Genomic DNA, 26307 nt, shown 5'->3' on the forward strand with positions numbered 1-26307 from the left:
GTATATCCATCGTCGCCGGCACAGCGCATTCATTGAGCATGAGCGCGGGGCCTTCTCCAGACGACAGCGGATCGCGCGGGAATTGGCGGCGGCTGGGGCGTGAACCGATCGCGGGCCTGATTGCGGCGGTCGTGGCCATTCCCGATGGTCTGGCGGCGGCGGCGATGGTCGGGGTCAATCCGGTGCTGGGGCTCTATACCGGTGCCATCGCGCCGGCCGTGGGCGGCGCGTTTGTCAGCACCCAGCGCCTGCTGATCAGCGCCACCAGCGCGTCCGCCATTGCCGCGGCAGAGGCGCTGTCCGCCTATCCCGCTGCGATGCGGGCGCAGGCATTGACCGCGCTGGTGCTGCTGATCGGCGGATTTCTGGTCTTGCTGGGGCTGCTGCGGGCCGGGCGGCTGGTGCGCTTCGTCTCGCACGCGGTGATGACCGGCTTTCTGCTCGGCGTGGCGGCGGCGCTGGTGCTGGACCAGTTGCCGCAACTGCTGGGCTATCATCCGCCGCCGGGCAATCTGGTGATGCAGACGGTGGCGCTGTTTGCCCATCTCGATGCCATCGTGCCGAAGGCGGCGGCGATCGGCGGACTGGCACTGGCGATCCTGCTGTTGCTCCGCCCCACGCGGCTGGGCAACTGGGCGCCGCTGATCGCGCTGCTGGTGCCCACGGTGCTGCTGGCCTGGCTAGGCTGGAGCGATGTGGCGACGGTGGGCCCGCAAGGGGAGAGCGGCTTGCCGCTGCCGCAGATCCCGCATCTTGCCATCGTGACCCCGCAGCTTGCCGGAACGGCGCTGGCGATAGCGCTGGTGATCGCGGTGCAGGGGGCGGGCGTAAGCCAGGGGGCGTTCAATCTTGACGGTTCGAAGCCGAACGTCTCGCGTGACATGATCGCGCAAGGCGCCGCCAATCTCGCCGGCAGCCTGTTCGGCACGATTCCCGCCGGCGGATCGGTGGGGCAGACCGCGCTCAATATCAGCCTTGGCGCGCGCAGCCGTTGGGCGGCGATATTCTCCGGCCTATGGATGCTGGTCTTCGTGGTGCTGATCCCGCATCTGGTGGCGAAAGTGCCGATGCCGGTGCTGGCCGCTTTGATGGTAGTGGCGGGGATCGGCGCGCTCAACTGGCGCGAGGCGCTGAGCGTCTGGCGCGTGGGCGGCGGCGCGCGCTGGGCCATCGTGGTGACTTTCGCGGCAACCCTGCTCACCTCGATCCCCAATGCCGTGGCGGTAGGCGTGGCGGTGACGGTGGTGACTTTCCTGCTCTCCGCCGCGTCGGACATCTCGCTTGCCGCGCTGACCCACCAGAGCGACGGCGGCATTCGCGAGGATGCCCCGCCGGCGCGTCTGCCATCGCACGCTGTCACCATACTGGAAGTGCGCGGCAGCCTGTTCTTCGCCGGCGCGCGCACGCTGGGCGAAAAGCTGCCCGATCCCGCGCAATCGATCGCGCCCGTGGCGATCCTGCGGCTGCGCGGCTACAGCCCGGCCGGGGCGACCTTCATCGAAGTGCTGGACCGCTATGCCGACGAGATCGCCGGGGCCGGCGGGGCGCTCTACCTGAGCGGCGTAGGCCCGGCGCTGGCGGACCAGTTGACCCGAGCCGGCAAGTTGGACCTTGGCGGCTCGGTTCACATTATCGGCGCGACGCCCCTGTTGGGGGCATCCACAAGGGCCGCCGCCGCCGAAGCGCTGGCGTGGCTGGCGGCCCATCCTGCACGGAAGTGAGTTTTTAGAGCCCGTTTTGAAAAATGCCCGCAGGGGCATTTTTGAGGCGGCACCGGCCCTCTCCCCCACCCTACCACCCATCGGTAGTATCCTGCGGGTGGTAGGGTGGGGGAGAGGGCCGGTGCCGCAAAATTCGCATTTCGCGAATTTTCAAACGGTCTCTTAGAGCCCCGCCTGCAGCAGCCACTCGTGGAAGATGCGCACCGGGCGGCTTTCCAGCGCCTTGGGCTTACACACGAACCAGTAGCGGTAGGGGCTTTCGACATCGACGTCGAACAGCCGGGCCAGACGGTTGTCGTGGCTGCGGCGGAAGTGATCGTCGTGCATGATGGCGATGCCAAGGCCCTGCGCCGCCGCTTCCAGCACCAGCTGGCCGGAATCGAAGCGGTCTACCGAGGCCGGCTCCAGCTTGGTCATGCCCATCGCCTGCTTCCAGGCGTCCAGGCTTTCGGGCAGGTCCTGATGGATCAGGAAGGTCTGCTTGGACAGGATCCCCTCGTCCGGGACATTGCCGATCTCGGCCGCCATCTCCTTGGAGGTGATGGCATAGACCTTGTTGTGGTCCAGCTGGATCCGGTAATAGGCCGGGTCCGGCTCCTTCGCCAGGATGATGGCGGCGTCCAGCGTGTCGCCCACGCGGTCTTCAAGATGCGTGCCGGTATCGATGTCGATATGCAGGCGCGGGTGCAGCTTGCGCAGTTCGGGCAGGCGCGGGAACAGGCGCTGACCGCCGAACAGCGAAGGCACGCCAAGGTGCAGGCGCAGCACCTGCCCGCGATCGATCTGCGATTCCACCGCTTCCGCCAGTTCTTCCAGCTTCGGGCCGACCACGTTGTAGAAGGCCATGCCCTCGTCGGTCAGCTTCATCGACTGGTGCTGGCGCGTGAACAGGCGCTTGCCGGTGAAATCCTCCAGCGCGGCGACGCGGCGCGAGAGGGCGGAGGGGGAAAGCGCCAGTTCGTTCGCCGCCGCCTTGGCAGAACCAAGGCGGACGACGCGGACGAAGGCTTCAAGTGCGCGCAGCGGGGGGAGACGGCGTACTGGCAATGTCCAAGTCTTTTCTTTTTTGAGTACGACGTGGCCGGAATGGCGGCGCCGGAAGCTACTCGGGTTGGTCTTCCGCCTGTTCGGATGGCGGGTGGAGCCGAAGCCTCGTCACGCGCCGTTCGTCGCCGTCGGTGACCTCGATCCGCCAGCCGCTGTCATGCTCAAGGATGGTGCCAACTTCGGGAACGCCGCCGGCCAGCACGAAGGCAAGCCCGCCCAGCGTATCCACCGCTTCCTCGACTTCGGCGAGGCGCGGGTCGATCCGTTCCGCCACATCCTCAAGCTCGACACGGGCGTCGGCGTCCCAGATACCGCCCTCTTGCGAAATTAGCAACTCTTCGGGGGCATCGTCGTGCTCATCCTCGATGTTGCCCACGATTTCCTCGACCAGATCCTCGATCGTGATGATCCCGTCGGTGCCGGAATACTCGTCGATCACCACGGCCAGGTGCGTGCGCTGGGCGCGCATGTCGACCAGCACGTCCAGCGCGCCGCGCGCTTGCGGCACGTAGAGCGGCTGGCGCAGCAGGGTGCACCAATCCTCGGGCGGCTGTTCGCCGCGCGCCAGGATCGGGAACACGTCCTTGATGTGGATCATGCCCTTGATGGCGTCCAGCGAGTCCCCGTAAACCGGCATGCGGCTGTGGCCATGCTCGGCAAAGGCCTCCACCACGTCGGCCCATTTGGCCGATGCGGGAATCGCCACGATCTCGCTGCGCGGCACTGCCACGTCGTCCGCATCGTGCTCGCTGAAGTGCAGCAGATTGCGCAGCATCTGCCGTTCCAGCGGCGAAAGGTCGCCGTTCGCGGCGCTCGCCTCATCGGCGTCGCCTTCGTGTTCGTTGATGACGCCTTCGATCTGCGCGCGCAGGGATTGATCGACGTCGTTCTGGAAAAGTCGCCGGATTACACGCCATAGCGTGCCGGTACTGTCCCCATCTCCCGAGCCGGACTCGGTGTGGCGGCCATTGTCGGCCATCGTGCTTGGTTACCCCTGAGGTTTAAGTGCGGTCCCCATATGGGTCGGGAATGCCGATCAGGGCAAGAGCCTTTGTTTCCAGCGCTTCCATCGCCTCCGCATCGGCGTCGGAGATTTCGTGATCGTGTCCGGCCAGATGGAGCAGGCCGTGGATGATCAGGTGGGTGGCGTGGTTCTCCACCGAAATGCCCTTTTCGGCCGCCTCGCGCGTGCAAGTCTCGGCGGCGAGGGCAAGGTCGCCCAGCATCTCCGGCGGCCCGTCTTCGGCAAGCGCCAGCAGGTCGGCGCGCTCCAACATCGGGAAGGAGAGCACGTTGGTCGGCTTGTCCTTGGCCCGCCATTCGCGGTTGAGCACGTGGACTTCCTCGTCCGAAGTAAACAGCAGGCTGGTGATCAGGCGGGGATTGTCCAGCTCCGGCGCTACCTCGACCAACGCTTCCAGCGCGCGTTCGGCAAGATCGGCCCAGTCGGTTTCGGCGGGCCAAGGGGCTTCGATGTCGATTTCGAGATCCATCGGGGCGCTTTACGCCGGGTTGCGGGCGGGGTCGAGCCGGGAGGTGGGAGAAAAAGGAAGCGGGATCCCCGCCTTCGCGGGGATGACGGAGTGGGTTGGACGGAAGTTAACTGGCAATCGATTGACGTCTTACCCCAATCCCTCAACCCCAAACCTCGTCGCCCCCGCGAAGGCGGGGGCCCCGCTTTTCTTTCGGAGCCATCGACATGGAGAAAGGCGGCTGGCTCTACATGACCAGCGACCGCTATCGCGGCGGCATCTACACCGGCGTAACCGCACATCTCCAGCGTCGCATCTGGCAACATCGCGAAGGTATAGGCTCCGCTTTCGTGCGCGAATACGGCTTTACGCGGCTGGTCTACGCCGAACGGTACGATGAAATCGAGGACGCCATACGCCGCGAAAAAGCGGTCAAGAAATGGCGGCGGGAGTGGAAGATCCGGCTGATCGAAACGCTGAATCCGGATTGGGAGGACATGTTCGATCGGCTGGGCGGGGTGCTATGACGCAAGAACAGCGGGGCCCCCGCCTTCGCGGGGGCGACGGTGTCTTATTTGGAGATCTCTCGTTTGAAAGCGAGAGCGTCACAGAATAAGGCCAGCCCAACAAACCCCCGTCGTCCCCGCGAAGGCGGGGACCCCGCTTAATTCCTTCTCACCCAGCCTCGTACTGGCTAAGCGGCCCCTCGTAAGCCTCGACGATCCGCCCGACGATCGGGTGGCGCACCACGTCGGCCACGGTGAACCGCGTCACGTCGATGCCGTCCACGCCTTCCAGCCGATTTACCGCGTCGGCCAACCCGCTCATGCGGTCGCCGCCGGGGATGTCGACCTGCCGGGGGTCGCCGCAGACGACCATGCGGCTGTTCTGGCCGAAGCGGGTAAGAAACATCTTCATCTGTTCGCGCGTGGTGTTCTGCGCTTCGTCGAGGATGACGAAAGCGTCGGCCAGCGTACGGCCGCGCATGAAGGCGATGGGCGCGATCTCGATCTCGCCGCTGGCCAGACGGCGTTCCACCTGTTCGGGCGGCATGCAGTCGTAAAGCGCGTCGTAGAGCGGGCGCAGATAGGGGTCGACCTTGTCCTTCATGTCGCCGGGCAGGAAGCCCAGCTTCTCGCCCGCTTCCACGGCCGGGCGGGAGAGGATCAGGCGCTGGACCGAACCGGTCATCAGCTGCGAAACCGCCTGCGCCACCGCAAGATAAGTCTTGCCAGTGCCTGCCGGGCCGAGGGCAAAGATCACGTCCGAACGGGCCAGCGCACGCATATATTCGATCTGCGTGGGGGAGCGCGGCACGATCGTCTTGCGGCGGGTGCGGATCATGATCGGCGGCGTGCCGGCATCGCCGCTGATGATGCCTTCCAGCGTCGGTTCGGAAGACATCGCGATCAGCGATTCGATGGCGCCGGAATCGAGGTCCTGGCCCATTTCCAAGCGATGATACATGCCTTTGAGAGTGTCGCGTGCGCGGGCCACGGCGTCTTCCGGTCCTTCGATCTGGATACGGTTGCCGCGCGCCGAGATATAGACGCCGAGCCTGTTTTCGACCTGTACGAGATTGGAATCGAATTGGCCGAACACGGCTCCCAGCAGCGTCTGTTCGTCGAACTCGACTTCGGTACGCGCCCGACGTTGGCTTTCGGGGCGGAACTGCGCCGGATCTCCGGCACGGGCTGCTTTACGGGCCATGCGCTCCTTTCAGGTGAGGATGCTTCTTTCGTCCTGCCTTGAAGATGGCTCCGCACATCGCGCCGCGCAAGGCGGGCCTATGCGAAAGTTGCCCGCTTCACGGTGGATAATCCGGCTTTCCGGCGCGGTTTGAACGGTTTGTCGCAAGCCGGCGACACTTCTGACCGATTCCTGAAGGACTTATTGCAACCCCGTTCAGCCACGGGGGTTCAAACATGAACTCACCCCAAGGGCCACTCGGGTCGCCCGGAAGAAGGTGAGCCGAATCAAGGAGAAATAGAATGCGCAAGATCATCATGGCAGTGCTGGCGGCAAGCGTTGCAGTTCCCAGCGTGGCTATCCCCACCATGGCGTCGGCCCAGTCCATGCGTGAAGTGCGGCAGGATCAGCGCGAGATCAATCGCGACGTGCGCCGCGGCGACTACCGCGAGGCGCGCGAGGATCGCCGCGAGCGTAACGAGGATTGGCGCGACTATCGCCGCGCGCACCGCAACGACTATCACCGCCCGGCCTATCAGGGCCCGCGTGGCTACGCCTATCGCCCGGTCGCCGTCGGCTACCGCTTCCAGCCGGCCTATTACAACAACCGTTACTGGGTGAACGACTACGCCCGCTATCGCCTGCCGGCGCCGAACGCCGGTCACCGCTGGGTCCGTTACGGCAATGACGTCGTCATGGTGAACATGCGGAGCGGCCGCGTCGCCACCGTCTTCAATGGCTTCTTCTGGTAAGGGTCGACCCCAACAGGAGATAGCCCCCGCCGCCCGGCGGGTCGCGGGAGGGGTTCCGGAGCGTGAGGCGCCGGAACCCCTCTTCACATGTGCCTCTTTCGTCTCGTCCATACGGATCACGTCGGCGCAAGATGGGTACCGCCACCTATGCGACAGGCCGATCTTGCGGGCACTGCGCCACTGCGGCTAGCCTATCCCTATGACAAAACGTGCTTCCACCGGGTCTGATTCCGTCAAGGCGCTGCGCACTGCTCCGGCCGTGCTGGCTGTCGCCGCCCTCGCGCTTTCGCTCGCCGCCTGCAAGAAGGACGCGGCTCCGCCCGAAGTGGCCGCCACCGCCAGCGAGACTTCGGAAGCGACCGAAGTGGCGGAGATGAGCGTGGAGGACTGGATCCGCACCAATTACAAGGATGCGGTCTCCAGCGATCTGGGCACGCTGCAATATGCCACTGCCGAAGTCGATCTGGACGGCGACGGCACGCCCGAAACGCTGGCCTATCTGGGCGGGCCGATGATGTGCGGCACCGGCGGCTGCAACCTGCTGGTGCTGAAGCGCGATAACGGCGGCTTCAAGAAGGTCGGCGAAGTCAGCGTGGTGCAGCTTCCCGTCGGCGTGCTGGACAGCAAGAGCCACGGCTGGCGCGATCTGGCGGTCACCGTATCCGGCGGCGGCATGCCCGAAGGCACGAAGCGGCTGCCGTTCGACGGCAAGGTCTATCCCGAAAACGCCACCGTGCAGCCCGCCAGCGATTCGGACACGATCGGCAAGGAACTGATCTCCGCCGACGACCTCAAGCCGTTCGAATAGAGCAGTTTTCGACACGACTTCGTCGGTTTTAAGTTTGGCGCATTTTCCGAGTCATCAGGTGATTCCACCTGATTAGAAAATGCTCCAGCTCAGCGAGCCAGCCAGCGCCGGAAGGCGGCATTGACCGCCTCCGGCTGCTCCATCGGCGCCATGTGCCCGGCGTCGGCGATCAGTTCGTAGATCGCTCCAGGTAACGCCTGCACCATTTCTTCGGCAAGACGAGGCGGGGTGAGGGCGTCCACGTCGCCCACCATGACCATCGTGGGGACCGTCACCGTGCCCAAAGTCTCCAGCGAATCTTCGCGGTCGATGATGGCGGCCTGCTGGTCCATGTAGGTGCCGAAACCGACGCGCAGGGCCATCTGCACCACGTCCTCGAACAGCGGCTCGGGACAGTCCGGCGCGACCAGCTGGCGCAGCGATCCGCGCAGCACATGCTCGAACCCGCGCGAGCGGGCGGTGGCGATGGCGGCGCGGCGCAGCGCGGCCTGTTCCTCGGTATCGGCGCGGGCATTGGTATCGACGAGGGCGAGGCGGATCACCCGCTCCGGCGCGCGGCGCCACACTTCCATCGCGACATAGCCGCCCATCGAGAAGCCGGCGATCGCGAACCGTTCCGGCGCGGCGTCCAGCACGCGGCTGGCCATCAGCGCGATCGAATCGTCCTTCAGCGTATCGCCGATGGTGATGTCCGCGATGTCCGCCAGCCCGGCGACTTGCGCCTGCCAGACGTGGCGGTCGCAGGACAGTCCCGGGACGAGAACCAGCGCTTGCCGGTCGCTCACGCCGCGACCGGGCTCAGCAATCGCGCGGAGATCGAGTTGGCGATGGCCTCGCTCAGTTCGACGGTGACCAGATCGCCGATCGCCACCTCACCAGTGAAGTGAACCGATTGCAGCCAGGGCGACTTGCCGACCCATTGCCCCGGATGCTTGCCCTTGCGCTCCACCAGCACTTCGCAGGTCTTGCCCACCGAAGCCGTGTTGAAGGCGAACTGATCGCGCAGCAGCGCGGCCTGAAGGCGCTGGAGCCGCTCGTCCATCACGGCGACGGGGATCTGGTCCGCCATCGTCGCGGCGGGCGTGCCGGCGCGGGGGCTGTACTTGAAGCTGAAGCACTGCGCGTAGCCGACCGTATCGACCAGCTTGAGCGTATCCTCGAACTCGGCATCGGTTTCGCCGGGGAAGCCGACGATGAAGTCGCCCGAAAGCGCGATGTCAGGCCGCACCGCGCGTACGCGGTCCAGGATCTTCAGATAGCTTTCGGCCGTGTGGCTGCGGTTCATCGCCTTCAGCACGCGGTCATTGCCCGCCTGCACCGGCAGATGGAGGAATGGCATCAGTTTGGCCACGTCGCCATGCGCGGCGATCAGCCCCTCGGTCATGTCGTTGGGGTGGCTGGTGGTGTAGCGGATACGGGCGAGATCAGGAATTTCCGCCAGTTCGCGGATCAGCCCGTCCAGGCCGACCTTGCGGCCCCTGGCATCCTCGCCATACCAGGCATTCACATTCTGCCCCAGCAGCGTGATCTCCCGCGCGCCGGCATCGACCAGCCGCTTGGCCTCGTCGATCAGATCGGCATGCGGGCGCGAAACCTCGGCGCCGCGCGTATAGGGCACGACGCAATATGTGCAGAACTTGTCGCAGCCTTCCTGCACGGTGAGGAAGGCGGCCGGGCCGGAGCGGCGACGGCGGGGGAGCGCGTCGAACTTGGTCTCCGCCGGCATATCGGTATCGGTGACGCGCTTGCCCTCGGTCGCCTCGCGGATCATGTCCGGCAGGCGGTGATAGGCCTGCGGGCCCACGACCATCTTCACCGCCGGGGCACGGGCCATGATCTCGTCCCCTTCCGCCTGCGCGACGCAACCGGCGACGGCGATCAGCGGTGAGGAGCCGTCCTCACGCCGCAGGCGGCCGATGTCGGAATAGACCTTTTCCGCTGCCTTTTCACGGATATGGCAGGTGTTGAGCACGACAAGATCGGCCTCCTCGCCTTCCGGCGCGGCGGTGATGCCCTGCTCGGCCAGAAGTTCGGCCATACGCTCGCCATCATAGACGTTCATCTGGCAGCCGAAGCTCTTGACGCGGTAGGTCTTGGGAATCTGGGTGGAGCGCATGACCGGCCCGATACACGCGTTTCGGGCGGTTTTGAAGGGGGAGGGCGCGGCCCTTGCGCCGGGCTGCGCATTGCGCTCCATTGCGCGCCGGTCGCGGTGCGGCGACTGAAGGGGGTGTGCATGAAAAGGCTGGCAGTGGTCGCGGCGTGTCTGGCTGCGATGGGTTTGGGCGAACCGGCTGTTGCAGACGATTTCGCCATCGTCGGCGCGAGGGTCTACGCCGATCCGCAGGCGAAGGCGCTGGACGATAGCGTCGTGATCGTGCGCGATGGCCGCATCGCCGCCGTGGGGCCGCGCGCGAAAGTCGTGGTGCCGCAGGGCATGCGCCAGGTTTCAGGCACCGGACGCACGCTCGTCGCCGGGTTCTGGAACAGCCATGTCCATCTGATGACGCACGACCTGCTCCACCCGGAGGCGGCCGATCCTGCCAAGCTGGAGGGGCAGCTGCGCGACATGTTCACGCGCTGGGGCTTCACCACCGTGTTCGACCTTGCCTCGAGCACTGCCAGCGCCACCACACTGCGGCGGATGATCGGGGAGGGCAAGTTCGCCGGGCCGCAGATCCTGACCGTGGGCGATCCGTTCTTCCCGAAGGACGGCACTCCGGTCTACGCCCGCCCGGTCTATGAGGCGGAGCATATCGCCATCCCCGAAATCCGCTCGACCCCCGAAGCCGTTGCGCGGCTGGACCGGCAGGCGCGGGAAGGCGTGGACGGCGTGAAACTGTTCACCGGCGCGATCCTGGGCGAAGACGAAGTCATGGTCATGCCCGCCGACCAGATCCGCGCGCTGACGGCGGAGGCGCACCGCCACCATCTGCCGGTCTTCGCCCATCCCACCAATCGTGCGGGGCTGGACGCGGCGGTGGAGAACGGCGTCGACGTGCTCGCCCACAGCGCGCCGCTCGCCGGCCCCTGGGATGCCGCGCAAGTCCGCAAGCTGGTGAAGAAGCATGTCGCGCTGGTGCCGACGATGATGCTGTTCGAGGTCTATCCGGCGGAGGCCACGCCGGTGTCCGGCGTGGTCCAGCAGGTCCGCGCGCTGAGCGACGGAGGCGGCGATGTCCTGTTCGGCACCGACGCCGGCTTCATGGATGTGTTCGATCCCAGCGCCGAATATCGGCTGATGGCGCAGGCGATGGACTGGCGCCACGTGCTGGCTGCGCTCACCACCACCCCCGCCCGCCGCTTCGGCCAGTCCGCCCAGCGCGGCCGCATCGCGCGCGGATTCGCCGCCGACATGGTGCTGCTCGACGGCGATCCGGCGGTGGACGCCGCAGCCTTCGCAAAAGTGGCGATGACAATCCGCGCGGGAGAAGTGCTGTCCCGCGCGGAATAAGCAGGGTCAGTCCGCGCCCGCCATGACGGCGGCCGCCCCGTCGCCCTTCCAGTTCGGGTCGGCATCTATCCGGGCGACGACGGCGCGGGCAGCCTTGCTCATGCCGCTCTCGTGCGGGTCGTTTGCCACCGGCAGCAGGACGATCCGCGCGTCGGCCATCTGGCCACGTGCCAGAAAGGCCTGTCCCAGATTCATGCGCAGGCCCATGTCGAACGGTGCCAGTTCCATCGCCCGGATCAGACCGGACAGCGCCAGATCGGTGGGCTTCTTACCCTGCTCTACAAAGCTGCGGTAAAAGTAGATCAGCGGGATCGGATTGTCGTTTTCGATCCGGTTGAGCTTGATGAAGGGAGTCACGGCCTTGGCAAAGGCCGCCTGCTGATCATCCGCATCCTTTGCCATGCGGAACAGCGCATAGCCTTTCTGGACATAGGCGTTCACCCGCCGCGGATCGACCGCGAGGGCCGCGTCGGCGGCGGCGATCGCTTCCTTGTCATGCCCGGCGTCGTATTCGGCCTCGGCCAGTTCGGAAAGCACCATGGCGTCACGCGGATATTGGGCCGCAAGGGGGCGGGCCATAGCCACCACCATATCGGCTTCCTCGGGCGAATGGATACCGCGCTTGGAACGGACAAGCGCGGGCATTATCGCAGCTTCGCCCGCCGTGAGCGGACGCAGGTTCACGGTGCCGATCTTCAGCAGGGACGCGGGGAATTTCAGCGTCGACATCTTGTTGGCCGCCAGATAGCGGTCGAGCCCGCGCTCCAGCTCCTTGAAATCGCCGAAGGCTTCCAGCCCGGCCTCACGCTGGCCCTTGCCCGCGTCGAGCAGGGTCAGGTATTTTTCAAGCTGACCTTTGCGTGAAGGCTCGAAGGTCAGGTAGTGGTAGAGAAGCCAGCTCTTGCCGTAGAAGGCGTCAAACCCGTCATGCTTGCGCTTGTCGTATTCGGCCGGATCGAGAAGTTCGGACGCCCGCACGTCCATAGCCTCATACAGCTCGGCCGCGCGGTGTTGCGCGGGCCGGCCCAGCCAAACGCTGCCATCCGTATCGAACCGACTTGATGCGAAGAATTCGGCGGCCCCTTCGTTGAACCAGCGCGGCCGTGACGAGGCGTTCGACGAGATCAGGAAATGATGCGCATATTCGTGCAGGAGCGCGATCATCGAAAAGTCGAGCTGGCCATTGCTCGTCTGGATGCTGGACACGACTGCCACCGAACCACCGGCATTGGGGAAGTAGAAGCCGGCAACGTTGCGGCTGGCTTTCGTGTCCCCGTCGCTGCGATAGAGTGCCCTTACGGCAGTCTCATTGCGCACGACGTAAACCGTGACCCGGTTGGATGGACTGGGCACCGGCGCGTTCGATCCCAGCGCCAGCGCCATGGCAGCCTGATAGCTTTCCAGTTGCCCGGCAAACCGCCGGATTTCGCTTGCATTATCGTCCGCGTAGATGACGAAATGGTCGCTCGATGCTTCGATCCATGCGGCGTGTGCCACCCCCGGCCCACCAAGGCTACCCGCCGACAGCGCCAGAACAGACGCGATCCGCTTCCACAGTTTCCGATTCATGTAAGTGCCCAATTCCCCCGATCCCCGTCCGGTTATGGCAACTCGCGGGAATTGGCTAAGGAATTGTTGTCGCGGCGATCCAGGTTTGCTGCGTTTTGTATCCGGAGCGGCAGGGCAATGCCGGGAATGGCCGCGATCTACGGGAGTGCGTTGGGATTAAAACTCTGCAATCGCGCGCCATCGGGTGTTTCACGGCAGGAAGCGAGGGGAAGCGGGCATCGCCCCACCCGCCCCGCTCATCCTGAGCTTGTCGAAGGATGGGAGGCCTTGCGCCACGTCTTTGGGGGCTTCGACAAGCTCAGCCTGAGCGGGTGGCGGGGGCAGCTTTGAGTGACAGAAGAAATAAGGAGGTTCGCGCAGAGGCGCGGAGGCGCAAAGGTGTTGCGTAAGGGCGCCACCCCTTTCCCCGTTCAGGCGTTGCGCAAGTCGCGGCGTCGATAGGATAAGCGGCTTTGCCGCAAGAATGCCCTCTTTGCGCCTCCGCGCCTTTGCGCGAACCTCATTTACTCCTGACGAAGCGAACGGCGGCATGCGGGCGGCACTGGAAAGTCCGCTTTCTTTCCGCCCAACCATTTCCTACACCCGCGCTGCCGCGATACCCTGCGCGTCATGACCCAACCCCGCACCCGTCGCCCCAATTCCCAGTATCGCTGGACCCGATACAAGGCGCTCGCCTTTCTCTACGCCCTGCGTGATGGCCGCTCGGTCGCGGCGGCGGCGCGGGAGGTGGGGATGAGCCGGCAATCGGCCTATCGCCTGCGCGAGCGGCTGGGGGAGGGTTTTGCCGAGGTTTGGGATGAAGCGCAGCATCTGGCTGCGACGCGCAAGGTGACACTTGAGGGCCGATAAGGTGACACTTCGCCGCAAGGTGACGGTTTTTGCCCTGGACCGTGTCAACTGTGTCAACCGGCCTGTCACCTTGCAGCCTGTTTCCCTTTTGCCGCACTTCGGCTATCCGCGCGCGTCATGAGCGATAACCAGACCCTTTACGCCGCCTTCGCAGGCCACCTCAACGCCGCGCTCGATGCGCTTGAAGCAGCCGGCACGCTGCCCGGTGGGCTGAAGCGAAGCGCGATCACGGTCGAGCCGCCGCGCGATGCCTCGCACGGTGACCTCTCGACCAATGCGGCGATGGTCCTGTCCAAGCCGGCCGGCCTGAAGCCGCGCGATCTGGCCGAAGCGCTGGTGGCGGAACTGTCGAAGCTCGATTCGGTGACTTCGGCAGAGATCGCCGGGCCCGGCTTTATCAACTTGCGCCTCTCGGCCGCGGCATGGCTGGCCGAACTGCGCGCCATCGCGGCGCTGGGCGCGGACTATGGCCGCTCGACCGTCGGCGGCGGCACGACCGTGAACATCGAATATGTCTCGGCCAACCCGACCGGCCCGATGCACATGGGCCACTGCCGCGGCGCGGTGGTCGGCGATGCGCTGGCGACGCTGCTCGAATACGCCGGCCACAAGGTCATCAAGGAATACTACGTCAACGACGCTGGCGCGCAGGTGCAGGTGCTCGCCCGTTCGGCGCATGTCCGTTACCGCGAAGCGCTGGGCGAAGACGTCGGCGCGATCCCTGAGGGGCTGTACCCGGGCGACTATCTGGTGCCGGTGGGTCAGCAGCTCGCGGCCGAATTCGGCGACAAGTATGCCAAGGCTCCCGAATCGGAATGGCTGACGCTGTTCCGCGAAAAGGCCGTCGCCGCCATGCTGGTGATGATCAAGCAGGACCTTGGCCTGCTGGGCATCCACCACGACCTGTTCTCTTCGGAAGCCGAACTTCAAGCTTCGGGCAAGCCGGACGAGGCCGAGGCGTGGCTGCGCGCGAAGGGGCTGGTCTATGACGGCGTGCTCGAAGCGCCCAAGGGCAAGACGCCCGAGGACTGGGAGCCGGTGGAGCTGCCGCTGTTCAAGTCGACCGCATTCGGCGACGATCAGGACCGCCCGATCAAGAAGTCCGACGGCACCTGGACCTACTTCGGTGCCGACCTTGCCTACCACTTTCAGAAGGCCCAGACCGCCGACGCGCTCGTCGACATCTGGGGCGCGGACCACGCGGGCACCGTCAAGCGCATCAAGGCCGCCGTTGCCGCCATGACCGGCGCCGATGGCGAGCCGACTACGTTCGAGATCAAGCTGGTCCAGATGGTTCAGCTGCTGCGCGATGGCGAGCCGGTGAAGATGTCCAAGCGTTCGGGCAACTTCGTCACGCTGGCCGAAGTCGTTACCGAAGTGGGCAAGGACGTGGTGCGCTTCACCATGCTGACCCGCAAGCCGGAAGCGCAGATGGACTTCGACTTCGCCAAGGTGGTGGAAGCGTCGAAGGACAACCCGGTGTTCTACGTGCAGTACGCCAATGCCCGCGTCCATTCGACGCTGCGCAAGGGCGCCGGTGAAGGTTTCGCACCCGGTTCGGATCATCTCGAAGCGCTGGGCGAGGAAGAGCTGGAGCTGGTCAAGCTGGCCGCGCAGTTCCCGCGCATCGTCGAAGCCGCCGCCGCCGCGCGCGAACCGCACCGCATCGCCTTCTTCCTGGGCGACATGGCGGCCGCGTTCCATGGTTACTGGAACCTGGGCAATGACCGCGTGGAAAAGCGCTTTATTAACGCCGAAGATGGTAACCTGACCTCCGCGCGGCTATTCCTGGCCGCGCAGATCGGGCAAATTGTGCGCAACGGTCTGGCGCTGCTTGGCGTCGAAGCCGTGGAGGAAATGTAATCGATGATGGGTTGGGGTGACGATCGGGACGAACCGCGCGGCAATGCCGGTGAGGGCGCCTTCGGTGAAGGTGAACGCGATGCGTCCCGTTCCGCCGCGCAGAGCTATGAGCGGCCGGCGCAGCTCAACCTGGGCGACGAGGACGTGCGCCTGCCCTGGCTGGAAGGCGAGGACGAGGAGTTCGAACCGCAGCGGGGCGGCGGCACCAGCCAGACGGCGCTGCTGGTGGTGCTGGCGCTTGTCGCCATCGGCGCCATCGTCGGCGGCGTGTTCTGGGCCACGCGGCACAAGGGCGAAGAGCCGCTGGTCGCCAGCGGCGGCGTGATCGAGGCGCCGAAGGAACCGTACAAGGTCCGTCCCGAAAATCCGGGCGGCGATGTCGTTGCCGGTACCGGAGACACCAGCTTTGCGGTTGCCGAAGGGCAGAGCCGCACGCCGCAGATCGGCCAGGGCCAGCCTGACGCGCCGGCACCGGGCTTCGATTCGGCCGCCAAGGCGCCGGCCGCTGCGGACAAGCCTGCCGATAAGGCCAGCGCCAAGCCTGCCGCGACCGCCACCCCGGCCGCCAAGCCGGAGCCGGTCGTTTCCGGCGTGGGCGTGCAGGTCGGCGCTTATGCCAACAAGGCCGCGGCAGAGGCCGGCTGGGCCACGCTGAAGGTGCAGTATCCGGCGCTTTCGGGCGTCAGCCACCGCGTGGTCGAAGGGCAGGCCGATATCGGCAAGGTCTTCCGCCTTCAGGCCGTTCCCGGCGATCTCGCGGCGGCGAAGGCCTTGTGCTCCGGCATGAAGTCGGCCGGGCTGGGGTGCCAGGTCAAGCAGTGACGATACCGGAAAGGGCGGCTCCAGAGGCCGCCCTTTCCACATTTCCGATCGGCCTTTCCTTGCGAACGGGCCCGAACTTTGCGAGCAAACCGGCATGACACCCGCGATCTTCGGCCTTTCCGGGCTGACCCTCAGCGACGACGAGCGCGCCTTCTTCAAAGAGGCCGATCCCGCCGGCTACATCCTGTTCGGCCGCAATGTCGAAAGCCGCGACCAGATCCGCGCGCTGACCGACGATCTGCGTGCGATCCACGGGCGCGATCGGCTGCTGATCAGCATCGACCAGGAAGGCGGCCGCGTCGCCCGGATGAAGCCGCCGGTATGGCAGGCCTACCCGCCGGGCGAGGCGTTCGACCGGCTCTATGACCTCGCCCCCGCCAGCGCCATCGAAGCGGCGCGCGACAATGCGGAAGCGCTGGGGCAGGACCTGGCCGAAGTGGGCATCACCGTCGATTGCCACCCGACGCTCGATGTGCGCCAGAAGGGCGCGCACGATGTGATCGGCGATCGCGCCTTCGGCTTCGAACCGATGCGCGTCGCCGCGCTTGGCCGCGCGACCTTGCAGGGCCTTGCCCGCGCCGGTGTGGTCGGATGCATCAAGCATATTCCCGGCCATGGCCGCGCGATGGCGGACAGCCACAAGGAACTGCCGACTGTCACCGCCAGCGAGGAAGAACTGGAACTCGATATCGAGCCGTTCCGCACGCTCAACGACACGCCGATCGGCATGACCGCGCATGTGCGCTACACCGCGTGGGATGCCGAGAATCCGGGCACACTTTCGCCCTTCGTGATCGAAGAGGTGATCCGCCAGCGCATCGGCTTTACCGGGCTGCTGCTGAGCGATGACCTCGACATGCAGGCACTTTCGGGCAGCGTGCCGGACCTTGCCGCGCAGGCCATCGCGGCGGGCTGCGACATCGCGCTGAACTGCTGGGCGAAGATGAACGACATGGTCGGCATCGCCAATCTGCTGCCCGCGCTGGGCGGCGAAGCGGCGGCACGGCTGGAGCGGGCGCTGGCTTCCGTCGATGGCGTGGCAGGCACCGGCACCCACGGCGAACTCGTCGCCCGGCGCGACGCGCTGCTGGCGCTGGCGGCCTGAACCGATGGACCTGCCTGCCGATCTTCCGGCAGACATTCCGGCCGATGAGGGCGACGCGTGGGACGGCGAGGACCGTGCCGAAGCCCGCAAGGAAACGCTGCATCTGGAAATCGACGGCTGGGAAGGCCCGCTCGACCTGCTGCTGGACCTTGCGCGCCGGCAGAAGATCGACTTGCGCCGGATCTCCATCCTCGAACTGGTCGACGCCTATCTGACGTATGTCGAGGAGGCAGAGGCGCTGCGGCTGGAACTGGCGGCGGACTATCTGGTGATGGCCGCCTGGCTGGCCTACCTCAAGTCCGCGCTGCTGCTGCCGAAGGAAGAGCAGCCCGATCCCAGCCCCGAGGAACTGGCGCTACGCCTGCAATTTCGGCTCCAGCGGCTGGGCGCGATGCGGGAAGCGGCGGCGCGGCTGATGGCGCGCGACCGCCTCGGCCGCGACGTGTTCCTGCGCGGCGCACCCGAAGGGCTGCGGGTGGAGCGCAAGGCGCTCTGGCAATGTTCGTGGTACGATCTCGTGCGTGCTTATGGCGACGTGAAAGTGCGCAGCCAGCCAGTGGTACACATGGTGCGCGAACGCATGGTAATGACGCTGGACAGCGCCATCGCCCGCGTCTCCTCGATGCTGGGCGTCTCGCTGGACTGGATGGACTTGCGGGACTTTCTGCCGCCCGCGCATGAGGCCTGGGCCAATCCGCAACTGCGCCGCTCGGCGCTGGCCTCCAGCTTCGTGGCCGCGCTGGAACTGGCACGCACCGGCAAGGCGGAAATCGCGCAGGAAGAGACTTTTGGCCCGCTGCGCCTGAAGGCGATGCGCTCGTGACTCTTCAGGATGAGCAGGGGCCAGATGATCTCGTCCGCGCCGTGGAGGCGACGCTGTTCGCGGCCGAGGAGCCGCTGACCGTCGATCAGATTTCCAATCACCTCGGCAAAGCGGAGGTCCGCGCCGCGCTGGCCGAACTGGCCGGGCATTACCAAGGGCGCGGCATCCATCTGGTGGAGCGGGGCAAGCGCTGGCACTTCGAAACCGCGCCCGATCTTGCGCACCTCCTACGGCGGGAAAAGGAAGAGGCGCGCCGGCTGACCCGTGCCGCGACCGAAGTGCTGGCCATCATCGCCTATCACGAACCGGTGAGCCGCAACGAGATCGAGGCGATCCGCGGCGTGCAGACCGCCAAGGGTACGCTGGACGTGCTGATGGAGGCGGGCTGGGTGCGTGTCGCCGGGCGCCGCGAAGTGCCGGGCCGTCCGGTGATCTATGCGACCACGCCCGACTTCCTTGCCCATTTCGGGCTCGGCTCCTTGAAGGAACTGCCGGGGATAGACGAATTGCGCGCGGCGGGGTTGCTCGATCCGGTGGATGACGAGATGATCGAATCTGCGCTGCGGCCTCAGCCGGTCGGCACTTCAGACGAGCCGCCGGAAGATGACGACACGGCCGACTGCGACGAATAGACGACCGGCGCGGGTCAGGACGATGACAGGCTGGCAACTTGGGATGAAAGTCCCTAGATGGGATCGATAGGGTCTGAATCGGCCAACGGCTATTGGCGCCGATCAGGCCAGGGTTTTTGGAGTTGAGGTTATGGGTAGCTTCTCGATCTGGCACTGGATGATCGTGCTGGTCATCGTGCTCGTGCTGTTCGGTCGCGGCCGCGTGTCCGAAATCATGGGTGACTTCGGCAAGGGCATCAAGAGCTTCAAGGAAGGCATGAACGAGGACGAGGCCAAGAAGGCGTCGACCCCGGCTGCTCCCGCCCCGCAGATCACGGCGACTCAGGATGCTCCGGTCACACCGGCGCCCACCGAGAACAAGTCCGAACAGGTCTGAGCGCAAGGTAGGGCGCCGCCATGTTCGACGTCGGTGCATCCGAACTTCTGATGATCGTCATCGTGGCGGTCGTGGTCATCGGCCCCAAGGATATGCCCTTGGCGATGCGCACGGCCGGCCGGTGGATCGGCAAGATGCGCAAGGTCTCCGGGCACTTCCGCGCCGGTATCGACGCCATGGTGCGCGAGGCCGAGCTGGAGGAGATGGAGCGCAAATGGCGTGAGCAGAACGAGGCCATCATGAAGGCCAATCCCGTTCTGCCCACGGCCGAGGAAATGCTGCCGCCGCCCGCGCGGGTAACCCCGGCCGACATCCTTTCGGAAGACAAGCCGGCGGTCGTCACGGACGGTGCGGAGCCGGTGGTGGCCGAGCAGAAAAGCGCCCAGCAGGCGGAATTCCATCTGCCGCCGCCGCCGCCATGATTTTCGGCCCACCGTTTCCCGGCACTCTGTTGTAAAGCCGCCCGCATGCAGCCTTTCCGCATCTCCGATATCGACGACACCCAGGCGCCGCTGCTCGATCACCTGATCGAGTTGCGCGCCCGCCTGCTGCGCGCCTTCCTGGCGTTCGCGGTGGCGTTCGGTGTGTGTTTCTACTTCTCGGGCGACATCTTCGCCTTCCTGGTGCGGCCGCTGACCGAAGCGTTCCCGCCGGGGCAGGGCAAGCTGATCTACACCAAGCTGTACGAAGCTTTCTTCGTGGAAGTGAAGATCGCGCTGTTCGCAGCGTTCTTCGTCTCGTTCCCGGTGATCGCCAACCAGATCTGGGCTTTCGTGGCGCCAGGCCTCTACGCCAAGGAAAAGAAGGCGTTCCTGCCGTTCCTGGTCGCAACGCCGATCCTGTTCACGATGGGTGCGGCGCTGGCCTATTACGTGGTGATGCCCACCGCGTTCCACTTCTTCCTCCAGTTCGAGGGCGAGAAGGGCGGTCTGAAGCTGGAAGCGCTGCCGGGCACGGGCGATTACCTCGCGCTCGTCATGCAGTTCATCCTCGCTTTCGGCATCTCGTTCCTGCTGCCGGTGCTGCTGATGCTGCTCAACCGCGCGGGGATCATCACCCGCAAGCAGTGCGTGGGCGCGCGTCGCTATGCCATCGTCGGCATCTTCATCATCGCCGCCGTGGCCACCCCGCCGGACGTGGTTTCGCAGCTTCTGCTCGCGGTGCCGCTGCTGGCGCTCTACGAGGGCACGCTGGTGCTGATGTGGTTCACCGAACGCTCCGCCGAGCGTGAGAAGGCCAAAGCCGAGGCGGAAGCGCCGATCGAGGTCGTTGCTGAGTAAGCGAGGAAGCTGAGAGGGGCTGGCGCTTGGGCCGCCGTTTGTGCCACCGCCCCCGCGTTCTCAAACCCCCGTTAATCCCAACCCTCGTCGCCCCCGCGAAGGCGGGGCCCCCGCTTTCTCCTGCAACCTCTCGTATGCCGCAAGAACAAGCGGGATCCCCGCCTTCGCGGGGATGACGGACTTTGGCAAAGTTTGGTCGGTGGCCAGTGCCGGTAACGTCGCAAACGCTGGCGACGCATGGCGAGACCGGGGCGGAAGACTTCTGCCTTACCGCCCGGCCTCACTATCCACCTTCTTCTCCGGAATCACCCGATCCTTCGCGGCGGACCAGGCCATCTGCCCGCCGATCCAGGTCTCCATCACCTTGGTCGCGCGCAGCTGCTGCGGCGTTGCCAGCATGGGGTCCACATCAACGAACAGGAAGTCCGCGCGGTATCCCTTGGCGATGCGGCCAAGGCGGTCCTCGGCGAACATCGCGTAGGCAGCGCCGGTCGTATAGGCGTTGAGCGCCGCCTCGCGTGAGATGATCTCCTGCGGCTGCCAGCCATTGAACGGCTGCCCATCCGCACCTTGGCGCGAGATGGCAACTGCCATGCCCACGAAGGGCTCGGAAGGCTCTACCGGCGTGTCCGACCCGAAGGCCAGCTTCGCCCCCGTCGCGGCGATCGATTTCCACGCATAGGCCCCGGCAAGCCGCTGCGGGCCGAGTCGGGCTTCCGCCATCGTCCGGTCGGAGGCTTCGTGCTGCGGCTGCATGGAGGCGATCGTGCCGAACTGGCCGAAGCGCGGAATGTCGGCAGGATCGACGATCTGCGCGTGCTCGATACGCCAGCGCCGATCACCCTTGTAGGTGGCGGAAAGCTCGGCAATCGAATCGAGCACGGTGGCGTTGGCCTCGTCACCGATGGCGTGGACGGCGATCTGGAAGTTGTCGATCGCGGCGCGGCTCATCAGGTTGCCAAGCTGCGTCTGGTCCATGCGCGGCAGGCCCTTGGTGCCCGGCGCATCGGCATAAGGCGCCTTCAGCCAAGCGCCGCGCGAACCCAGCGCGCCGTCGAGAAAGAGCTTCAGCCCGTTCATCTTCAGCCGGTCCGCATAGAGCCACGGTGTCGGGTGCGGGCCGCCGATCAGCACCATGTTGTCGATGCTATCGGCGTAAGAGACCACGCGGATGCGCATGTTGCCAAGGTCGGCGGCGCGGCGGAAAGCCTGCCAGTCCTCGATCGAGGTGCCCATGTCGGCAATCGCGGTGACGCCTTGCGCCAGCAGCGCGAGTTGCGCCTCGCCAAAGGCGGTGTCGCGGTCCTCAGGCCGGGGCTTGGGTACTTTCGCCTCGATCAGCGCCATCGCACCGTCCACGAACACGCCTGCAGGCGCCTTGGAGCCGGCGCTGCGCACGATCTCGCCGCCCTTGGGGTCGGCCGTCGCGGCGGTCACCCCGGCAGCGGCGATGGCGGCGGAATTGGCCCAACCGGCATGGCCGTCCACGCGGCTGAGCCACGCAGGCTTGCCGCCGGTGGCGCGGTCCAGTTCGGCTGCGGTGGGCATGCGATCCAGCCCCCACTGCATCTGGTTCCAGCCCGAGCCCAGGATCCACGGCAGGTCCGGATGCGCGGCGGACCACGCAGTGATGCGCGACAGTGCCTCGTCCAGCGTCTTCGCCATCGAGAGGTCCAGCGTCATCTTCGCAAAGCCCGTCGCCATGACGTGGCCGTGCGCGTCGATCATGCCGGGCACCACGTTGCGGCCCTTGCCGTCCACCTGATAGGCGACCTTCTTCGGCCGCTTTTCACCGTGGTGGAAGACTTGCGCGATGCGGCCCTGATCGTCGATTAGGAAGCCTTCGAAATGCTCCACGCCGCCCTTGCCGTCTCCGGTGACGCCGTTGACGTTGTCGACCAGCACGTCGGCCAGCGCCGGCTGGGCGAGCACGGTCGATGCGAGCAGCAGGGCAAGTCCTGCGCCGTTCCTGAAATTCACGGATTACCCTTTTTCGGCAGGCGCTTGATGATAGCGCTGGTATCGAGCCGGCCGCCGCCCTGTGCCTGGATGTCGGCGAAGAACTGGTCGATCAGCGCCGCCACCGGCAGCGAGACGCCAAGCCCACGCCCTTCGTCGAGGCTGAGGCCAAGGTCCTTGCGCATCCAGTCGATCGCGAAGCCGAAATCGAAATCGTCCGCATTCATCGAGTGCCAGCGGTTGTCCATCTGCCACGATTGCGCGGCCCCGCCGGAGATCGCCTCATAGACCTTGTCCATGTCGAGATGGGAGGCCTGCGCGAAGCGCACCGCTTCTGCCAGCGCGGCAACGTTGCCGGCGATGCAGATCTGGTTGGCCATCTTGGCGATCTGGCCGGAGCCTGCCTTGCCGACGTGGACGATGCGGGCGGAGTACGCCTCCATCACCGGGCGCGCCGCCTCTATCGCTTCGTCCCGCCCGCCGCACATCAGCGTGAGCGTGCCCTGTTCGGCGCCGATCTGCGATCCGGTCATCGGTGCGTCCACGCAGTGAATGCGCAGGTCCCGCGCCTCTACCGAGATCTGCCGGGCGATGCGGGCGGAGACGGTGGTGTGATCGATGAAGGTGGCGCCCTTCTTCAGCATGCGGAACACGCCGTTGGGGCCCAGCACCACTTCGGAAAGGTCGTCGTCATTGCCGACGCAGGTGATCACCACTTCGGCATCTTGCGCCGCATGCGCCGGATTGGCGGCGATGCGGTGGGCCAGGCCGGGGTTGTCGTCCGCCCATTTCCGCGCCCGCTCCGGCGAACGGTTGTAGATGGTGAGTTCGTGGCCCGCGAGCGCAATGTGCCGCGCGATCGCGCCGCCCATTACGCCGAGGCCGATGAAGGTAACCTTGCGTCGCTCGCTCATGGTGTTCTTTCTAGCGCGTTTTGCACGAAAGCAAACCACGCCGGAGCGCTTATCCCGCGCATTACGCCGCGCTTTGCAGTCGCCTGAGGCAGGACAAGGTGCAACGTTTGCAACCATGTTTCTGCAATAAAATTGCCATGATGCGGCTTCTTGCGCTTTTTCATGACACGAGCCTTCCCAATCGCACCGCATTCCGTTAGGCGCGGCCCTCTATGGAACAGCCAATGCTCAAGATCGCCGAGGAGCCCGAACGCGCGCTCCTGACTGCCGAAGACGTTCGCGCGGCGGCGGGGCGGATTATTGGCAAGGTGGTCCGCACGCCCACGCTCCGGTCTACCACGCTGAGCGCGATCACCGGCGCCGACATCTGGCTCAAGTTCGAAAACCTTCAATTCACCGCCGCCTACAAGGAACGCGGCGCGCTCAATGCCCTTTTGCTGCTGGATGAAGAACGCAAGTCGCGCGGCGTGATCGCCGCTTCGGCGGGCAACCATGCGCAGGGCCTGTCCTACCACGGCACCCGCCTTGGCGTGCCGGTGACCATCGTCATGCCGCGCACCACGCCGACGGTGAAGGTCATGCAGACCGAAAGCGTGGGCGGCAAGGTCGTGCTGGAAGGCGAAAGCTTTGATGAGGCCTATGCCCACGCGCGCAAGCTGGAAGGTGAGCTGGGGCTGACCTTCATCCACCCCTTCGACGATCCGCACGTCGCTGCCGGGCAGGGCACGGTCGCGCTGGAAATGCTGGAGGACGTGCCGGATCTCGATACCCTGGTGCTGCCGATCGGCGGCGGCGGCCTTGCCACCGGCATGGGCACCGCGGCGCGCGCGATCAATCCGGACATCCGCCTGGTTGGCGTGGAGGCGCAGCTCTATCCTTCGATGTACAACCTGCTGAAGGGCACCAGCCTGCCGATCGGCGGCGATACGCTGGCCGAGGGCATTGCCGTCTTCGCGCCGGGGCAGATGACCTCCACCGTGCTGCGCGGGTTGCTCGACGAGTTCCTGCTGGTCAGCGAATCGGGGATCGAAAGCGCGCTGGCGCTGCTTCTCCAGATCGAGAAGACGCTGGTGGAGGGCGCCGGCGCGACCGGGCTGGCCGCCGTCATGGCCAATCGCGAACTGTTCGCGGGCCGCAAGGTGGGCATCGTGCTGTCCGGCGGCAATATCGACACGCGCCTGCTGGCGAATGTGCTGCTGCGCGATCTTGCTCGCTCCGGCCGCCTCGCACGCCTGAAGATCGGGCTGCAGGACCGCGCCGGCGCGCTGTTCAAGGTGGCCAAGGTGTTCCAAGAGCACAATGTGAACATCATCGAGGTGTTCCATCAGCGCATCTTCACCCATCTGCCGGCCAAGGGCCTCGTCACCGAGATCGAGTGCGAGGCGCGCGACAAGGAACAACTGGACGCCCTGGTCTCCGCGCTGCGCCGCGAAGGGTACGAAGTGCGTCAGGTGGAAACCGATTAGAGCAGTTTTCGACCCGACTGGGTCGGATCGACTGCTCTAAGCTTTTGGTTTGGCGCATTTTCCGAGTCATCAGGTGATTCCACCTGATTAGAAAATGCTCTAAGAGTCGTTTGAAATCCGCCGCAGGCGGATTTTGCGGCACCGGCCCACTCCCTCACCCTACCACCCGCAAGATACTACCATCGGGTGGTAGGGTGAAGGAGTGGGCCGGTGCCGCAGGAAAATGCCGAAAGGCATTTTTACGACCGACGATCTACCGCTTTCAAAAAAATCATCGGCCGCGGACTCGGCCCGTTCCGGGACAATAAAGGGTTAACTCGGGCCCCTTCGTCCGATTCCGTTGCCGACAGGTCCAGATTTGTGGTTAAAACGCTTTCAACGTTGCCAAGCCGTATGCATATTCAGGGCAGACACGGATAGGTCGCTTAACAAAGCGCCGCCTCTCCGCCAGCCAGAGGATAGATTGCGCCCGTGACGGCACCCGTTCGCTTTCCCCGGTTTTTCGTGACCAGCCCGGCGCCGTGCCCCTATCTGCCGGGCCGCAGCGAGCGGAAGGTCTTTACTGAGCTGAAGGGCCCCCACGCCGATTCGCTGAACGATGCGCTGGGCCGCATCGGTTTTCGCCGCAGCCAGACGGTGGCCTATCGCCCCTCCTGCCTCGATTGTAGCGCCTGCATCTCCGTGCGCGTGGTGGCGGACGAATTCGTTCCATCGGGCACGCAGAAGCGACTGATCAAGCGCAACAGCGATCTCGTCGCCACCGTCTGCCGTCCGTGGTCGACCAGTGAGCAGTTCGAACTGCTGCAGCGCTATCTGGCCGTGCGCCATCCCGAAGGCGGCATGACCTCGATGGACGAGGTGGATTTTGCCGACATGGTGGAGCACACCCCGGTCACCAGCTACGTCGTCGAATATCGGGAGCCTTCGGCGGACGGCGTGACGCCGGGCCGCCTCGTCGGCGCCTGCCTGACCGACCGCCAGTGCGACGGTCTTTCGATGATCTACAGCTTCTATGATCCGCATCATGAGCGGCAGGGGCTGGGCACCTACATCATTCTGGACCACATCAGCCGCGCGCGCGAGATGGACCTGTCCTACGTCTACCTCGGCTACTGGGTCGAAGGATCGCCGCGGATGCAGTACAAGGTGCGCTTCCGGCCGATGGAAAAGCTGGGCCGCGCCGGCTGGGAACGCTTCAGCAGCGAAGAGCAGGAGCGCCTGATCGCCTCTGCCGTGGCCAATCCGCGCGGGCCCGACGACCTTGGCGGCAAGGGCCGCAAGGACGGCGTCCCCTCGATCACCGGCTGAGGAAGCCTCCGGCATACTATTCGGGAGAACGGCATGTCTGCGGTGGGTATCGGCGGTGTCTTCTTCCGGGCGCGAGAACCGGAGGCTCTGCAGGCCTGGTATCGCACCCACCTCGGCATTGCGGCGGACGATCCCTATCAGTGGATGCAGCAGGCCGGGCCCACGGTGTTCATGCCGTTTTCGCAGGACACGGACTATTTTCCGGCCGACCGGCAGTGGATGATCAATTTCCGCGTGACCGGGCTGGATGCCTTGCTCGCCCGCCTTCATGATGCGGGGATCGAGGTGATCACCAATCCCGATTGGGACACGCCCGAGACGGGCAGGTTCGCCCGCATCCATGATCCGGAGGGTAATCCCGTTGAGCTGTGGGAGCCGCCGGCGGAATAATCTACCTT

Annotated in this window: 27 protein-coding genes; 17 read left to right on the plus strand and 10 right to left on the minus strand. The window is 65.6% G+C overall.

Going from position 1 to position 26307, the window contains the following annotated elements; genetic code table 11:
* Positions 1-38 precede the first annotated feature (38 nt).
* Positions 39-1721, plus strand: a complete 1683-nt coding sequence (locus ACZ1JV_RS12035; protein WP_465151728.1) for a SulP family inorganic anion transporter — start codon at positions 39-41, stop codon at positions 1719-1721.
* Positions 1722-1883: 162 nt separating this feature from the next.
* On the opposite strand, the gene ACZ1JV_RS12040 is transcribed toward ACZ1JV_RS12035, so the two are convergent.
* The 3 genes from ACZ1JV_RS12040 to ybeY are packed head-to-tail and all read right to left on the minus strand — an operon-like array spanning position 1884 to position 4261.
* The gene (locus ACZ1JV_RS12040; protein WP_465151729.1) at positions 1884-2768 is read right to left on the minus strand and encodes a LysR substrate-binding domain-containing protein; all 885 of its coding nucleotides are present in this window, start codon (positions 2766-2768) and stop codon (positions 1884-1886) included.
* A gap of 55 nt (positions 2769-2823) precedes the next feature.
* Positions 2824-3747, minus strand: a complete 924-nt coding sequence (locus ACZ1JV_RS12045) for a hemolysin family protein (RefSeq protein ID WP_465136144.1) — start codon at positions 3745-3747, stop codon at positions 2824-2826.
* 22 nt (positions 3748-3769) lie between these two features.
* Entirely contained in the window at positions 3770-4261 is a 492-nt protein-coding gene (gene ybeY, locus ACZ1JV_RS12050) for an rRNA maturation RNase YbeY (protein WP_465151730.1), read from the minus strand.
* A 206-nt stretch (positions 4262-4467) separates the two neighbouring features.
* On the opposite strand from ybeY, the gene ACZ1JV_RS12055 reads away from it, so the two are divergent.
* Positions 4468-4767 (plus strand): GIY-YIG nuclease family protein, encoded by a 300-nt coding sequence (locus tag ACZ1JV_RS12055; protein ID WP_465151731.1) that lies wholly within the window; start codon positions 4468-4470, stop codon positions 4765-4767.
* Positions 4768-4915: 148 nt separating this feature from the next.
* Here the strand turns inward: ACZ1JV_RS12055 and ACZ1JV_RS12060 are convergent, their stop codons facing one another.
* Entirely contained in the window at positions 4916-5950 is a 1035-nt protein-coding gene (locus tag ACZ1JV_RS12060; RefSeq protein ID WP_465136141.1) for a PhoH family protein, read from the minus strand.
* A gap of 281 nt (positions 5951-6231) precedes the next feature.
* Between ACZ1JV_RS12060 and ACZ1JV_RS12065 the strand changes: the two genes are divergently transcribed.
* Together ACZ1JV_RS12065 and ACZ1JV_RS12070 are read left to right on the plus strand one after the other, a co-directional pair.
* Complete coding sequence (locus tag ACZ1JV_RS12065; RefSeq protein ID WP_465136140.1) at positions 6232-6681, plus strand: RcnB family protein; 450 nt, start codon at positions 6232-6234, stop codon at positions 6679-6681.
* 199 nt (positions 6682-6880) lie between these two features.
* On the plus strand, positions 6881-7489 hold the full coding sequence (locus tag ACZ1JV_RS12070) for a hypothetical protein (protein WP_465151732.1): 609 nt from the start codon (positions 6881-6883) through the stop codon (positions 7487-7489).
* An 89-nt stretch (positions 7490-7578) separates the two neighbouring features.
* Here the strand turns inward: ACZ1JV_RS12070 and ACZ1JV_RS12075 are convergent, their stop codons facing one another.
* Together ACZ1JV_RS12075 and miaB are read right to left on the minus strand one after the other, a co-directional pair.
* On the minus strand, positions 7579-8274 hold the full coding sequence (locus ACZ1JV_RS12075) for an alpha/beta fold hydrolase (RefSeq protein WP_465151733.1): 696 nt from the start codon (positions 8272-8274) through the stop codon (positions 7579-7581).
* Positions 8271-9605, minus strand: a complete 1335-nt coding sequence (gene miaB / locus ACZ1JV_RS12080) for a tRNA (N6-isopentenyl adenosine(37)-C2)-methylthiotransferase MiaB (RefSeq protein WP_465151734.1) — start codon at positions 9603-9605, stop codon at positions 8271-8273. The genes ACZ1JV_RS12075 and miaB overlap by 4 nt, the downstream gene beginning before the upstream one ends.
* A gap of 120 nt (positions 9606-9725) precedes the next feature.
* On the opposite strand from miaB, the gene ACZ1JV_RS12085 reads away from it, so the two are divergent.
* Entirely contained in the window at positions 9726-10943 is a 1218-nt protein-coding gene (locus tag ACZ1JV_RS12085; RefSeq protein ID WP_465151735.1) for an amidohydrolase family protein, read from the plus strand.
* Between the two features lie 6 nt (positions 10944-10949).
* Here the strand turns inward: ACZ1JV_RS12085 and ACZ1JV_RS12090 are convergent, their stop codons facing one another.
* Positions 10950-12512 (minus strand): DUF1570 domain-containing protein, encoded by a 1563-nt coding sequence (locus tag ACZ1JV_RS12090; RefSeq protein ID WP_465151736.1) that lies wholly within the window; start codon positions 12510-12512, stop codon positions 10950-10952.
* A 609-nt stretch (positions 12513-13121) separates the two neighbouring features.
* On the opposite strand from ACZ1JV_RS12090, the gene ACZ1JV_RS12095 reads away from it, so the two are divergent.
* The 9 genes from ACZ1JV_RS12095 to tatC all read left to right on the plus strand — a co-directional run bounded on the left by ACZ1JV_RS12095 (position 13122) and on the right by tatC (position 20262).
* Positions 13122-13361, plus strand: coding sequence for a helix-turn-helix domain-containing protein (locus ACZ1JV_RS12095; protein WP_465151737.1), 240 nt, complete (start codon positions 13122-13124; stop codon positions 13359-13361).
* A 117-nt stretch (positions 13362-13478) separates the two neighbouring features.
* Positions 13479-15224: an arginine--tRNA ligase gene (argS, locus tag ACZ1JV_RS12100; protein WP_465151738.1), complete on the plus strand. Its 1746-nt coding sequence runs from the start codon at positions 13479-13481 to the stop codon at positions 15222-15224.
* 3 nt (positions 15225-15227) lie between these two features.
* The gene (locus tag ACZ1JV_RS12105) at positions 15228-16046 is read left to right on the plus strand and encodes an SPOR domain-containing protein (RefSeq protein WP_465151739.1); all 819 of its coding nucleotides are present in this window, start codon (positions 15228-15230) and stop codon (positions 16044-16046) included.
* Between the two features lie 94 nt (positions 16047-16140).
* Positions 16141-17151 carry a beta-N-acetylhexosaminidase gene (nagZ, locus tag ACZ1JV_RS12110; protein WP_465151740.1) on the plus strand — a complete coding sequence of 337 codons (1011 nt, stop codon included), beginning with the start codon at positions 16141-16143 and terminating at the stop codon, positions 17149-17151.
* A gap of 4 nt (positions 17152-17155) precedes the next feature.
* Entirely contained in the window at positions 17156-17974 is an 819-nt protein-coding gene (locus ACZ1JV_RS12115) for a segregation and condensation protein A (protein WP_465151741.1), read from the plus strand.
* Positions 17971-18606 (plus strand): SMC-Scp complex subunit ScpB, encoded by a 636-nt coding sequence (gene scpB / locus ACZ1JV_RS12120; RefSeq protein WP_465151742.1) that lies wholly within the window; start codon positions 17971-17973, stop codon positions 18604-18606. The genes ACZ1JV_RS12115 and scpB overlap by 4 nt, the downstream gene beginning before the upstream one ends.
* A 130-nt stretch (positions 18607-18736) precedes the next feature.
* Positions 18737-18982, plus strand: coding sequence for a twin-arginine translocase TatA/TatE family subunit (locus ACZ1JV_RS12125; protein ID WP_465136128.1), 246 nt, complete (start codon positions 18737-18739; stop codon positions 18980-18982).
* Between the two features lie 20 nt (positions 18983-19002).
* Positions 19003-19404, plus strand: a complete 402-nt coding sequence (gene tatB, locus ACZ1JV_RS12130) for a Sec-independent protein translocase protein TatB (protein WP_465151743.1) — start codon at positions 19003-19005, stop codon at positions 19402-19404.
* 45 nt (positions 19405-19449) lie between these two features.
* Positions 19450-20262 (plus strand): twin-arginine translocase subunit TatC, encoded by an 813-nt coding sequence (tatC, locus tag ACZ1JV_RS12135; protein ID WP_465151744.1) that lies wholly within the window; start codon positions 19450-19452, stop codon positions 20260-20262.
* Between the two features lie 267 nt (positions 20263-20529).
* On the opposite strand, the gene ACZ1JV_RS12140 is transcribed toward tatC, so the two are convergent.
* Genes ACZ1JV_RS12140 through ACZ1JV_RS12150 form a run of 3 tightly spaced genes read right to left on the minus strand, consistent with a single transcriptional unit; the run spans position 20530 to position 23299 of the window.
* A complete protein-coding gene (locus ACZ1JV_RS12140) occupies positions 20530-22242 on the minus strand; it encodes an amidohydrolase (RefSeq protein WP_465151745.1) in 1713 nt (570 codons plus the stop codon).
* Positions 22239-23135 (minus strand): NAD(P)-dependent oxidoreductase, encoded by an 897-nt coding sequence (locus ACZ1JV_RS12145; RefSeq protein WP_395328111.1) that lies wholly within the window; start codon positions 23133-23135, stop codon positions 22239-22241. The genes ACZ1JV_RS12140 and ACZ1JV_RS12145 overlap by 4 nt, the downstream gene beginning before the upstream one ends.
* The gene (locus tag ACZ1JV_RS12150; RefSeq protein ID WP_465151746.1) at positions 23132-23299 is read right to left on the minus strand and encodes a hypothetical protein; all 168 of its coding nucleotides are present in this window, start codon (positions 23297-23299) and stop codon (positions 23132-23134) included. Before ACZ1JV_RS12150 ends, ACZ1JV_RS12145 begins: the two co-directional genes overlap by 4 nt.
* Positions 23300-23347: 48 nt before the next feature.
* Between ACZ1JV_RS12150 and ACZ1JV_RS12155 the strand changes: the two genes are divergently transcribed.
* The 3 genes from ACZ1JV_RS12155 (at position 23348) to ACZ1JV_RS12165 (ending at position 26299) form a co-directional block, all read left to right on the plus strand.
* On the plus strand, positions 23348-24601 hold the full coding sequence (locus tag ACZ1JV_RS12155; RefSeq protein ID WP_465151747.1) for a threonine ammonia-lyase: 1254 nt from the start codon (positions 23348-23350) through the stop codon (positions 24599-24601).
* A gap of 471 nt (positions 24602-25072) precedes the next feature.
* Positions 25073-25909, plus strand: a complete 837-nt coding sequence (locus ACZ1JV_RS12160) for an arginyltransferase (RefSeq protein ID WP_465136123.1) — start codon at positions 25073-25075, stop codon at positions 25907-25909.
* A gap of 33 nt (positions 25910-25942) precedes the next feature.
* The gene (locus tag ACZ1JV_RS12165; protein ID WP_465151748.1) at positions 25943-26299 is read left to right on the plus strand and encodes a VOC family protein; all 357 of its coding nucleotides are present in this window, start codon (positions 25943-25945) and stop codon (positions 26297-26299) included.
* Positions 26300-26307 lie beyond the last annotated feature (8 nt).

It is taken from the genome of Novosphingobium sp. BL-S-19 (genome assembly GCF_055521675.1).